Source organism: Sphingobacterium sp. UBA7631 (assembly GCF_002483935.1).
GTDB classification, from domain to species: domain Bacteria; phylum Bacteroidota; class Bacteroidia; order Sphingobacteriales; family Sphingobacteriaceae; genus Sphingobacterium; species Sphingobacterium multivorum.
In genome coordinates this window covers 376,088-387,864 of record NZ_DLIX01000004.1, presented here as the reverse complement: position 1 = coordinate 387,864, position 11,777 = coordinate 376,088, and the positions used below count along the sequence as shown (strand labels likewise).

The 11,777-nt window shown below is 41.5% G+C and carries 11 protein-coding genes; 5 read left to right on the top strand and 6 right to left on the bottom strand.

Features of this window, described 5'->3' with window-relative positions; all coding sequences use genetic code 11:
- Nucleotides 1–69 precede the first annotated feature (69 nt).
- The 3 genes from B3P16_RS06330 to B3P16_RS06320 all read right to left on the bottom strand — a co-directional run bounded on the left by B3P16_RS06330 (nucleotide 70) and on the right by B3P16_RS06320 (nucleotide 1,487).
- Nucleotides 70–228 (bottom strand): hypothetical protein, encoded by a 159-nt coding sequence (locus tag B3P16_RS06330; RefSeq protein WP_156167705.1) that lies wholly within the window; start codon nucleotides 226–228, stop codon nucleotides 70–72.
- A gap of 302 nt (nucleotides 229–530) precedes the next feature.
- Nucleotides 531–1,259: a PRC-barrel domain-containing protein gene (locus tag B3P16_RS06325; RefSeq protein ID WP_286841870.1), complete on the bottom strand. Its 729-nt coding sequence runs from the start codon at nucleotides 1,257–1,259 to the stop codon at nucleotides 531–533.
- Between the two features lie 45 nt (nucleotides 1,260–1,304).
- Complete coding sequence (locus B3P16_RS06320; protein ID WP_046675220.1) at nucleotides 1,305–1,487, bottom strand: hypothetical protein; 183 nt, start codon at nucleotides 1,485–1,487, stop codon at nucleotides 1,305–1,307.
- A gap of 590 nt (nucleotides 1,488–2,077) precedes the next feature.
- Between B3P16_RS06320 and B3P16_RS06315 the strand changes: the two genes are divergently transcribed.
- On the top strand, nucleotides 2,078–3,559 hold the full coding sequence (locus B3P16_RS06315) for a TlpA family protein disulfide reductase (RefSeq protein ID WP_286841868.1): 1,482 nt from the start codon (nucleotides 2,078–2,080) through the stop codon (nucleotides 3,557–3,559).
- Between the two features lie 311 nt (nucleotides 3,560–3,870).
- Here B3P16_RS06315 and B3P16_RS06310 read toward each other — a convergent pair whose 3' ends face one another.
- The 3 genes from B3P16_RS06310 to B3P16_RS06300 form a co-directional block, all read right to left on the bottom strand.
- A complete protein-coding gene (locus B3P16_RS06310; protein ID WP_286841867.1) occupies nucleotides 3,871–4,242 on the bottom strand; it encodes a helix-turn-helix domain-containing protein in 372 nt (123 codons plus the stop codon).
- A gap of 189 nt (nucleotides 4,243–4,431) precedes the next feature.
- Nucleotides 4,432–6,192 (bottom strand): hypothetical protein, encoded by a 1,761-nt coding sequence (locus B3P16_RS06305; protein ID WP_286841866.1) that lies wholly within the window; start codon nucleotides 6,190–6,192, stop codon nucleotides 4,432–4,434.
- A gap of 27 nt (nucleotides 6,193–6,219) precedes the next feature.
- Nucleotides 6,220–6,411: a hypothetical protein gene (locus tag B3P16_RS06300; RefSeq protein WP_286841864.1), complete on the bottom strand. Its 192-nt coding sequence runs from the start codon at nucleotides 6,409–6,411 to the stop codon at nucleotides 6,220–6,222.
- Nucleotides 6,412–7,017: 606 nt separating this feature from the next.
- Between B3P16_RS06300 and B3P16_RS06295 the strand changes: the two genes are divergently transcribed.
- From B3P16_RS06295 to B3P16_RS06280, 4 genes are all read left to right on the top strand, one after another.
- Nucleotides 7,018–8,580: a hypothetical protein gene (locus tag B3P16_RS06295; protein WP_286841862.1), complete on the top strand. Its 1,563-nt coding sequence runs from the start codon at nucleotides 7,018–7,020 to the stop codon at nucleotides 8,578–8,580.
- Nucleotides 8,581–8,630: 50 nt separating this feature from the next.
- Nucleotides 8,631–8,795, top strand: a complete 165-nt coding sequence (locus B3P16_RS06290; protein WP_286841861.1) for a hypothetical protein — start codon at nucleotides 8,631–8,633, stop codon at nucleotides 8,793–8,795.
- Between the two features lie 575 nt (nucleotides 8,796–9,370).
- Nucleotides 9,371–9,700 carry a helix-turn-helix transcriptional regulator gene (locus tag B3P16_RS06285; protein WP_286841860.1) on the top strand — a complete coding sequence of 110 codons (330 nt, stop codon included), beginning with the start codon at nucleotides 9,371–9,373 and terminating at the stop codon, nucleotides 9,698–9,700.
- Between the two features lie 553 nt (nucleotides 9,701–10,253).
- On the top strand, nucleotides 10,254–11,750 hold the full coding sequence (locus tag B3P16_RS06280; RefSeq protein ID WP_286841859.1) for a tetratricopeptide repeat protein: 1,497 nt from the start codon (nucleotides 10,254–10,256) through the stop codon (nucleotides 11,748–11,750).
- Nucleotides 11,751–11,777 lie beyond the last annotated feature (27 nt).

Genomic DNA, 11,777 nt, shown 5'->3' with positions numbered 1-11,777 from the left:
TAAGGACAACACCCGACAGCAAATAGTTTGGATAATATGTAGCAAAATCCCTGGTAAAATGGGATTAGCTTACCACAGCAGCCAGGTCAGAATGGCCAGAAAGCCACCCCGAATAAGCAGCTCCTGTGTCAGCTCTTCGCGATCTAGCTTATACCAGCTATATTTTTCATAATACTTCCGGATGGTCTGTCTGTTCTTTTCAATGACGATTTTATAGCTTGTTTTCATAACCGATTTATATTGATGTCATGGAAGAACATGCAATTTTAATGCAGTTTTAAGTGCAGGCAAGCGCATTTAGGTAGTTTATGTGGTACTATTGGTTATAAAATACGGGGGGAAGGGGTACTTCTCACATGATACTTTACCAAATACGTGCGGGAAAGATACCTGTCGAGTATCGGTTGCTGTTTTCGGAAAGAAAGTTGCCATTTTTCGGACAATAATCAGGCTTAGCTTGAGTAGCTAAGCCTGATTGCTCCATGAGGTGTGAGTATTATCTTCGAAATTCTTGTCTATAGGATTATTTTCTACAGTTCGTTGTTGTCGATTGTGCCGGGTTCATGTCCTGTGTTTTTGTCATAGCGCGCGGCTACTCTTCGTGTACGCTGTGTCTGATCCGAAGGAAGAGTTTCGGTCTGTTGTCCCCGGCTGTAGAATGTGTCTTCGCTAAAGTGATAATGCTTGTAAAATTCGGTAGGATCGTAATTGTTGGCGCTCACGATAAACCCCACATCACCGGTTCCTTCAAACACATGCCGGACGCTTAGCTCCGTCTCCGGATCGAGCTGATCAGGTTGGTAAGCCGGCAGTCGGATAGCCTGGTCTTCGCTAATGGAGATGACCACCACTTCGCCATCATCGGCAGGATTATACAAATAATCGGTGGCGGGTTCTTCCGTAGGAATTTCATCTACAGTAAAGATCACGCTATGATTGATGGGTTCGACGGGCGGGGTTGGGTAGGCTTCATCATTGCTCGCCTGAATCTTTGTGCCGTCGTAGAGCGACGCAAGGCCTATCGGCACCAATACCTTCTTATCGTCTTCCACAACAAATTCGGCATCATTGAGATCAACAATGATATAACGGACCTGTTGGCTTTCAGGATCAAAGAGCAGATCATCGACCCTGCCGATCAGCTGACCGGCCTCATTTTTTACTTTCCAGCCGCGGATATCAGGTTCGCCATCGACAATTTCAAAATCGCTTCCACCGAGTTCAATCAAATGATTATAGTTTTTTTCTTCTAATGCCATGTCTTCAAGTTTTTTGCGTTATCAATTCGTATGTTTGACAGTGATTTAAAGGGTATCCCGTTGCGGTGCGGTACTATTGATGCTTGTGTCGGGCGTAGATTCAGGTAGCCTGTCGTCGCTGTTGTAGCGGTTCACAAAATACAGTACCAATGCCAATGCAATCAATGAAAGCAGGATCCACAACCACTTGGGCGCTCCGTTTCTAGGTTTTACTTCTAAATGTGCCATAAATTCTTTTTTTAAAAAGAACAACCCCTGAATGGCTTCGTTTGAAAAATTTTTCAGACGTTTTCCTCGCAGTAGTTCTTGTTGTTCTGTTTTCGGGGGATTGCATACCAACATTACAAGGAAATAGTTAAGGGCAGAAATGGCCATGACCACGGCGAGGGCTTCGGTAGAGCCTAACAAGCACGAGGAGCAGCGTTCATGCGGGATGAATGGGCGGTGAATGGCCGGACTCCTTTCACAGCTTTTGGTCGCCCTATATCAAAAAAGAAAAATAATTCAAACGATTTTCCGCTGACACTGTTCTTTGCTCGGAAATGTATTAATTAGTTAAATAAACAGAGGTTAAAGGATTGTTTTTTGTAAAGGCTAGGTTCGTGGTTGACCTAGCCTTTTTCTGTTGTCGGCTATAGTCTAATCATCCAAGAGCTGTCTCGCTTAAATTTTCGATCAGCTGATGGTTTTAGGTCCTCCAGCGGTTACTGATTTCCGTCGACTGAATATCCCCGTATAAAATAGTCCTATTTGATAATTTATAAAAATTATTTATTTTTAAAGATAAATAATCTAATGTACATTATAAATACTGATTTATGATCAAAAAAATTAATCTTGTCATCGTACTGTGCCTTGTATTGCTGAGTTATACTTTTGCACAGGGACAATCACTATCAAGCGGCTTTGTATCTTTGATTATTAAGCTAAAGGGTGATACAAATGTAAAAGAACTTGACTTGAGCATTCCTTTTATGAGTAATCCTTTCCAGCAGGATAAGCCACTGCCATTTACACAAGTAAATGATTCTATATGGATGGCATCGGCCTATTCCTTTGGCCCTTCGTCGGTTTATTTAAGGCTAAATGGCCAATACCTCGCTTTTTTGCTTGTACCAAAGCAAGTGGGCACATTAACTGTTGCGATGTCGAATGACGGAAACAGCAGCTTGCATTATCAGGGGCCATTTAAGCAGGTTTTCGACAATTCGGCGAAGCAGGAAAAATTGCTGATGGGGCTGTTTAGCTATCCTGCGGATAAAAAAAATGAAGAAATACCCTTTAAATCGGCAAATGATTTTATAATATATCAGTTGGGTAAGGTAGAAGAAATGACTAAAAAGCTGATTCCAGACTCAACTTCAGGATTTCTGAGGGAATACTATACCAAAATTGTCGAAGGTTTTCGGATACCAAGTTTTCTTTTAAATTATGCGGATATTTACGAGCACAATAAAAAGGCAGGACTGGATTCTACGCAGTTTCCATTGGTGCCAAAGCGGGATATTTCGTTTTACAAGGAAATACTTAGCCCCAGATATCAGGATACCCTGAGTCTTTTTTCTGCTGCTTATGCTGCTATTCAGGCTGCCATCCTGCAGGATTCTCTGTTGCATCTTCCGGATATTACCGAGGTTGGCCCCATGGCTTTCAGAGAACAGCTGCAACAGCGCCTGGCCCCAATATTTAAACAGGATGGAAAGCTGTTTTATGAGATGGCCACAGCCAATGCTTTTGTCCAAAAAATGAATAAGGGCTATCAATTAAGCGTGCAAAATAAGTACGACATTACACATAGTTTTACCATAAAAGATCTGGTCGAATACCTTCTTTATCAGGATGAGCAAAATGCACTCCGAAAACAAAGGTCCACGGCAAAGGTCGTTATGTTTCCTTTTGCCGCCGATAAGGAAGATGTCCTTGAAGAACTAATAAAGCCCTATCGGGGAAAAGTCGTTGTAATCGATCTTTGGGCGACCTGGTGTGGCCCCTGCATCGCATCTTTTTCAGAAATGGAAAAGGTCAAGAATCAGTATAGCAATCGGGATGATGTCATATTTGTATATGTGACGGATGAAAGCTCTGATCGCAAAAAATTTCAGGAATTTACAGATCTGCTCAAAGGCGATCACTATTACCTCTATAAAAAACAATTTGCAACAATCATCAAACAGTTTAATAACGCTATCCCCAGTTACCTCGTTTTCGATAAAACAGGTAACTTATCCGACCGTGCCACAGCTCCGGAAAATCAGGCTGTGGTCGCCAAATCCTGGATAGAAAAGGCCCTGAACAATTAGGGAAGAAGGTTATACAGTTGTAACTGAATGGACGATGGCTCAGGATAAAACAGACAAAAGCCCGGCGACGGAAATCCATGCCGGGATTTTCAATGCATTGCTCCCGATAGGAATTATTTTATGCTGTTATTCCTGCACTTTTTCATATTCCAGCGTACCGGTTTTGTCGCTGCTGATGACACGTTTCTTGTTGTCAAACGATTCTACCTTAAATTTGATGGAGATGATGCTTATTTTATAAAGTAGATGATATGGGTGGCTGGAGCAAGCATGAGACGCTTTGAATTGTTTCGGAAAATAGCGGTGGAAAATTAATGCTTGCTAGCTCCGAAGTCTTTTTTTCTGAAACTTCCTGGTGTCTCCCCAGTCCATTTCTTAAAGAATTTCGAAAAGTTTGAAGCGTCGTATGTTAAGAGAAGGGCAATTTTTGCGATGGACAGGGTTGAATTATTCAGAAGTTCTTTAGCGCTGCTGATAATTTTGAGATTGTAGAAATAACCAGGATGGTAACCTTTCTCTTTTTGAATGGTAAAACAGAGATGTTTTGGAGAAACTGCGATTTCTCGGGCGATCTTGTTAAGCTCCATAAACTCCATGGTACGTCCATGAATAACATCGTCAATATGTGTGTCCAGAAAAGACAGATATAGTTTGGTGATTTGAGAAGACCTCGTTTCTTTCATGGCTTTGAAGATTTAGCATTTGCGATTCAGCTTATGTTGCATTCGTCGGATAAATTAATGGGTGAAAAAGCCCGGCGATGGATTATCCATGCCGGGCTTTTAAGTGAACCGCCCCGAAAAGAGCTTTCTAGTAGATGTGACTTTTAAACAATTAACTTAACTATCGTTGAAGTTCAATTAGCTTCGTGATTATTTGTCCTGAATACAGCGTAAAGGATAGCCTGCAACTTTGAAGTAATTGGATGTATCCCATCCACCGTTTTCAAAACCACGACCCTGTAATGCTCTATCATTACCGCCCACCGCTGTATTTAGCCAGTAGATAGCCGAGCTTTGACGAAGAACCTGTGCTCCGTTTGTGGATGATCTATGGCCGGCTGCGGGAAAGCTCAATTTTATGTCGCTACTCTTTTTACTGGTCATAATATGGGCTGCGGTAAAGTCTGACAATCCAGGGCCAGATCCATTGCCTGAGAATGCGGTCCAAGTACCGATGGACGTGTGGCGCGTATAATTACCTAAACGAGTGAATTCAGCCTGACTAGGAATTCTGTTGCCTGTAATACAAGGATCTGTTGCTGCTTTTATAGGCGCAGTAGGCGTACCATTATTCCATGTGCCATCTGCAACCGGAGTCGTATTCCATCCCGCAATGGCAGCATCGCCACTGGACGCATTGGCAACAGGAGCTTGACGACCCCATTGATAATAGTTACCATACAATCCTTGGTTTGAAGGAACTGCATCCGGATTGTTGGTCGAAGGATTTAAAGTAGCTACCCCGAGATTATATCGTTCCCAACGATGACCTCCAATCACAGCGTAAAGCGCATCTGCTGCATTAGTGGTTCGCGTTACATTGTTTGCATTGACATAACGGTCGCTGTTAAAACGCAATTTCATGGTGTACGAGGAACCTGGTTTTAAACCTTGGCTACCATTTGAAAAAGTAAAGTTGACAACTTGTGCATTGACATCATTACCCACCTTGATTTGACCCGAAGGGATAGACAAGGCAATGGAGAAATTGGTGTTCTGCACCTGGTTGACAATAAAGGTCTGCCCTGTGGCGTTCAGATTTGAAATTGGAGCTACACTCGCGTTGGTAACAGAAGCCACGGTTGCGCCTGTACTTAAATCAATAGTCGGATTAGTGAAAGCTGAACCCCAATTGGCTTGTACAGGAACTTCGGAAAGATAGCCACCTTTAACATAGTTGGCCGTACCAAATGTACCGGTCGCATCGCTATTGTCGATAAGGATGGTAACGCGGGTAAACATATGCTGTAATGGTGTGGTCAACGGAGTTGGCGTGTTGTTGGCCAGGATGGTGACATCTTTTTGGATCGCATACATAAAGTCGGCACCATCTTGGGCATAGTTTGCAAAGCTAAAATTAACCTGACCGGCACTATAAAGATTGGTGGTCGGCGCAGCAGCTGGTGCAGTAGTCGTAGAGCCCAAAGAATAGGTCACAAAGGTATATTTGTTGCCTGCAATCAATTTATCCCCAAAAAATACCTGGGTGGAGTCTGCTGCATTACCGACCGCCTGATCAATATAGGTCCCATCGGTCTGATACGCGACTACTCGATAGCTCACTGCTCCACGTAGCGACAGCAAGGAGGTTGCAGCTTTTGTACCACTTGTGGAGGCTTTCAGCCCACTGCCATTTGCCGTGTTTTCGGTCAGTTCAGCAGTCACGTTAAACGGGCCCGACTGTACTTCTTCCGTTAGGACGAATGGCGTTGTTGCGCTAGCTTTTGTGGATGCTTTGGCCACAGCTACTTGGTCCCCGCCAAACTCGGCTTCTGTCAAAGTCAGTTTTACACCACCATGATTGTCTGCAGGTATCTGGCTACTTTTTTCCTTACTACAGGAAGCAGCAACGATTAGAAGCGCAATAAAGGCTAGTTTTATCTTTGTATTCTGATATTGTGTTTTCATCATTGTCGTTAATAGTTATAAAGCAAGTTATTAGTTCCACCATTCACCGCTAGGGTCCTGGGTTTCGGATCCACCATTGTTCCAATCCGTTTCACTGACGCCAGATCCACCACCTGGTTGAGCCGATCCGTTTGATCCGGCAGCAATGCCTTCCTCCATTTCTACCTTTAACTGCTCGATGGCAGGCTTCAGGTAAATCTTTTTTTCAGTTCTTTTTTTCATGTGCGTAATATTATTTGGTTTAAGATTTAACAGATGCGCGGTAAGCCGCTTCTTGCAATGATGTAGCAAGTTCAGCTAACCTTCTCGCAAATGCCTTTGTTAGTCGAGATTTCAATTGTTTGCCCTATTTCGAAACGATCTAAGCTCTATTTTAAAGGTTAGTTTCTCTTCAATTAAATAGTTGTCTGTTGCAACTTGTTTATTGAACGCGTGACAACCTTAATCACTTGGGCTATACTATATTTCTTATCGTAAAGATACCTCGGTTAGAAAATAATCGCGAAAATTGAGCTATCACAGAGTTATCACATAATTATCACATTTTTTGTAAGTTACTTTTATATAGGTATTTACGTGGTGTTTTTGTAATCTATTTTGAGACTACGGAAAGTAATTTAATGTTATGACATATAAATTGTATCTTTTTATGTTTTAATGTTTTTTTTTAAGGTAAAAAATTATATTCTTTGTGATGTTTATAATTTAAAGATTGATTTACAGATGTGATAGCGATGTGATAGCTAACTGATATTTCGTTTTTTGAAATTATTTTAATATTTGTGCTCGATTAATTAAATATTTATTCTCATAAAAATTAAAGAAAACATGATTTTAGAAGCACAGACAAGGAGAAGCTGGAGAGCACTCGTTCTAACAGTTTTGATGTGTGGATCGTTGTATTCCTGTAAGGAAAGCAAAGACAGTGTAGAGGCTAGTGGCAAGGCAAACGTCAGTATCCAATTACTTGGCGTAGAAAACCCAGTTGTCGCAACAAAAAAAGCAAGTATGGGAAACAACACTGCTGGTACAGCACAAACAGTTGTCGTCCCTTTGACAAACTCAAGTTCTTTTGAGGCAACATTGACCAGCGAACAGTCAGCAACAAGTGGTAACCTGTTGCGCGCTTCGTCGGGTAAACAGGCAGCTGCGACGGAGCAAAGAACACCGTTGGCTGCAAATATTAAATACAAAATCGTTGTATACGGCGCCAACGGTGAGTTTGTTACGGAAAAAACATACACTAATACGGTCGATAATAGTACCGAAATCGTATTGGAAGCAGAAAAAACCTATACTTTTGTTGCTTATTCGGTCAATAGTACAGCAACAGTTCCGGCTGTGACAGCACAAGCCAATCTTACCAATGCGAGTTTGGATAACATCAGTGCCGACCTGATGTATTTTAAGAAGGATCTGACTGTTCATTCGGGTGATAACAATTTGGATGTTGTCTTGAAACATCAGTATAGCCAGGTAACGACCAACTTAAGTATGGCAACGGAAATGACAGGTGCAATCACAAGTTTGGTGTCACCGACAATAAACCCGACACATCCCAATGCAAGTTTAAAATTAGCCGACGGTACCCTAACTTATAATGGAAGCACGTCGAGCACCGCAGTGCAATTCCCGTTATTAGGCGCTGGTTTACGGACCGTATCTAGTATTCCCACGCTTTTAATCCATCCGGGAGAGACCAATGGAATATTCAATTTCGGTTCAATTACCATTGATGGTGAAACCAAATCCAACGTTTCTGTTCCGGGCTTGCAAATTTTGCCGGGACAACGCTATAACCTGAACCTGAATTTCAAAACCTGTACACAGCCTGTAACAGGTGGAGCAGACCTTAACTGGAATTACCCAGCTTCAGGATCTGGCGCTGTGGTGAATGGGCAGACTGTTCCTGCTGGTTATGTTGTAACCCAACAATTGACTGCCCCGGGTGCAGATTATGGTTTTGTGTTTGATATTCTTCAAATGGATAACTCCTTCAACATGGAAGTGAACGGAACTAAACTTGCGACGCAAGAAATCCAATTTGAAGGAAACATCGCTATTGCACCTAAAAATATCCAGTTTGCTGACGGTAGTATTTATGGCGGAAGCAATGTAGAAGGCGGTACAGTTCCGCAGATCTATAGTATGGTGGGAACGGCAAGCAATCCAATTATTCGCGTTGTCATCAGCCGTTCGGGAGAAGTTTCCATTTACGGTAGTAAAGTAGCAGGTGGCGAATTGTACCCATTGGTTTTGACACAAGGTTCATTTAACATCGTGCCTTGGAGCACGACTGCGAATAATGTGAAGATCACCCAGGTTGTTCAAGGAAAAACAACGATGATCGGATCGGGTAGTGGTAGACGTAAAGTAGCCTGTACATTATAAGTAACAGTTAGCTACTTGAGGCATCGAAAATAGTATTAAAAAAATAAGACATGAACACAAACAATTCAAAAAAAATATATGTCAGCCCAAAGATCGAGGCGACAAACATAGAACTAGAACAAGGTATCGCTGCAGGTTCTGCTGCTACGACCAGCAATGACCCACAGGAGTCTTGGGATAAAGCCGATGACGACAATCGTTTAATCAACTGGTAGTTTTTCCAGATTTAATCGTTGCATAATTCATGCAGGATTGGCCCGACAGGATTTCATGGGAATCTTGCCGGGCCTTTTTGTTTTTATCATGACCATTTTGATGTGCATTTTTTGAGATATCAAGTTTTAAACCATTTGCTCAACATCTTGACCTGAATTGTTGACTGTCTTTTTTGTGTCATTAATGTATTGTTTTTCAGTTTTTTACAAAGTGTGATATGAATGTGAAAGGCTCTTTTTTCTGTTTCTTTCTTTTAATGCAAATATTTGTCAAGCAGAAATTCTGATCTGTAATTGATGGGAGAATCCAACCTATGAAGGCATTATAAATAGGGTGATTTCAAAAACTTTGGGAGGATGATCAGTACTGAATTATCGCCCGGATCTTAATGCGTGGAGATCCGAGATAATATATTTGGATGAACTCGGTGGGGGCAAATTTTGCCCTCTCGAGTTTAATTGATCCGGAGGCTTATTGACTAAGGAGAATCGAAATGATCGAGCGATTTGCGGAAAGGAAATTTACCCAAACTGGGAAATAGGAATATAAAACTTGCTGAAAAAACGATGTAAAAATGGAAAGAAACGACTTTAATAATTTAATTGCTTTAGCGAAAAACAACGATGCCGAATTTTTGGCTTTGTTTAATGAAATCTATCCCGGCTTTGTCGCCTCATTAAAGACTATACATCCAAAAATCCGCAGCAGCGAACTCGAGTTCTGCGCGATGACCTTTCTGAATTTCTCCACCAAACACATCGCGCAATATACCTATGTTACCGTGCGGGCTGTACAGATCCGCAAAAATAGATTGCGTAAAAAGTTCAATATCCCCTCCGATTTGGATTTTAACAACTGGATGCGGGAGCAGATTCCGCGCAATTCGTTTGCTGAACTGGGCTAAAAGCTAAACTTGCCATCGGAAAATCAGGAGAACGGGCTGCTTTATTTTAGCTTTATCGTCGCTCAGGCAAATTGCTCGAAAAATTTAGTGTAAAGTTTTACTCACCTATTGAAATGTGTTATATCTGTGATAGCACATTTTTCTGCTTTTATATTTTTAGTATCTATATTCGCTTTCAACACGTGCGATGTTGCAATTCAATCTGATTAAGGTTGATGCCAAAATTGTGACTAGACGTATTCCCTGTGAACAGAAAAGGTACTGCCAATCTACGGGTAAATGAACATGTTATCTATTACATATTATTTGGATAAATTAATGGGAATAGTCGTCAGTTTCGGCTGATGACTATTATTTTTTAACCAAGTAAGGAAAAATTAGTGTCATAAAGACGGCTGTACACCTGAGTTTTATAAGTTATAAAATTGTTTTTGGCTTTGAAATAATGATGGTTTCATCGTTTAAAAATACTAGATTTGCAAGAAGAAATTTAAGGAAGTTAAAGAGCCTGAAATGGATTGAACAACGACCTAAAAAAATTGATTGCCTATACATGAAAAGACATTTTCTATTTTTAATTCTGTTCTTATTTACATTGAGGGTTTCTGCTGGTGAGGCCAACCCAACGCAGCAGGCGGTAGATTCGCTTTTGGCAAAAGCCATGGGTTTCGCTAGTAAAGGAAATTTGGTGACTTATATCGAGTTGTCGATCAAAGCGCTTAATTTGGCCAATGCAGCCAATTACGATGAAGGAAAAGCGAAATCGGGTTCCTATGTAGCCGAAGGTTTGGTGACTGCCGGCCTCTTTAAAGAGGGGCTGAAACAGCTGGATGCTGTTGAAAAAACGGACTCCTATAAACATGATATTTTTATGCAATCCGAAGTTCGTCGCATGCGAGGAAGGGCTTATGGAGGCCTTCAGCTTTACCAACAGGCTATTCGCGAATTTCGTCTGCAACAAGGGCTGATCAAACAGTTGACAGGTGAAAAGCAGGTCAAATCCTATCAATATAATTACGAAAATTTAAGCGCAGTATTTGAGTTTTTGGGCCAATTGGATTCCATGCAGAAATATACCGAACTTCAATTGGACAACCTCAAGGTTTTTGCAGAAAAGGACGCATCAATGCGGTATCAGATTGTCTATGAAAACCTTGGAAGTTTGTTTGTTCAGAAAGGCGATTTAGTAAAAGCGCAACAGTACCTCGACAAATCGCTGGAGCTCATCAAAAAATATAAAATTCCTATCGTACTTAATACCTATAATTCATTAGCTCTTTTGGAAAAAAAACGGGGCAATTTAAAAAAGGCTGCGGCTTTTTATGAAGAGGGCCTGGCCAGAAAGCGGGCGGTAGGGAGTAGGATTGGGATGAAAAACTCGTATCGGTCCTTGGCAGATTTTTACCGGACAACCAACCTGGATAAAGCAAAAGCCGACCATTATGAAATGGCCTTTAGCCGGCTCAACGATTCGCTTGAAAATGAAAATAGAGCGGTCGTCGATCAGGTGCTCAACCAGATTTTGAAATTAAAAGACCAGGAATCGGAGAGTAAGGTATCTAAGGCTGCTACAATTTCAATTGTTATCTTGGTGCTGCTTCTAGTAGTAATCACATTTTTTATCTGGCGTTCTAAACGTAACCGGAGGCTACTGGGACAGAAAGAGGAGGCACTGCAGGAAACAGAAACCATCAATAAGCAATTGACTGAACAGATCGGGGAGAATAAATTTAATACGCTGATCGAGCTGGCTAAAAGTAACAATCCGGAGTTCTTAACCCTGTTTAAAGAACTTTATCCGCAGTTTATTTCAGCGCTTAAAACCTTTGATCCCAATCTGCGGAGTACCGAACTGGAATTTTGTGCCATGGCCTTTCTCAATTTCTCGACCAAAAATATTGCGGAATATACCTACGTTACCATCCGGGCCGTACAGGTGCGAAAAAATAGATTGCGCAAGAAATTTGACATTCCCTCGGATGCTGATTTTAATAATTGGATGCGTGCACTGACAGATAAAGTAGATCAATCGCTGCCCAGCGAGCACTAAGCATAAGTGATGCGATAGACATCATCG

Coding starts and splice junctions, on each gene's coding strand:
- B3P16_RS06295 (WP_286841862.1), top strand. CDS start 7,018: ATGATTTTAGAAGCACAGACAAGGAGAAGCTGGAGAGCACTCGTTCTA.
- B3P16_RS06310 (WP_286841867.1), bottom strand. CDS start 4,242: ATGAAAGAAACGAGGTCTTCTCAAATCACCAAACTATATCTGTCTTTT.
- B3P16_RS06305 (WP_286841866.1), bottom strand. CDS start 6,192: ATGATGAAAACACAATATCAGAATACAAAGATAAAACTAGCCTTTATT.
- B3P16_RS06320 (WP_046675220.1), bottom strand. CDS start 1,487: ATGGCACATTTAGAAGTAAAACCTAGAAACGGAGCGCCCAAGTGGTTG.
- B3P16_RS06330 (WP_156167705.1), bottom strand. CDS start 228: ATGAAAACAAGCTATAAAATCGTCATTGAAAAGAACAGACAGACCATC.
- B3P16_RS06315 (WP_286841868.1), top strand. CDS start 2,078: ATGATCAAAAAAATTAATCTTGTCATCGTACTGTGCCTTGTATTGCTG.
- B3P16_RS06280 (WP_286841859.1), top strand. CDS start 10,254: ATGAAAAGACATTTTCTATTTTTAATTCTGTTCTTATTTACATTGAGG.
- B3P16_RS06285 (WP_286841860.1), top strand. CDS start 9,371: ATGGAAAGAAACGACTTTAATAATTTAATTGCTTTAGCGAAAAACAAC.
- B3P16_RS06290 (WP_286841861.1), top strand. CDS start 8,631: ATGAACACAAACAATTCAAAAAAAATATATGTCAGCCCAAAGATCGAG.
- B3P16_RS06325 (WP_286841870.1), bottom strand. CDS start 1,259: ATGGCATTAGAAGAAAAAAACTATAATCATTTGATTGAACTCGGTGGA.
- B3P16_RS06300 (WP_286841864.1), bottom strand. CDS start 6,411: ATGAAAAAAAGAACTGAAAAAAAGATTTACCTGAAGCCTGCCATCGAG.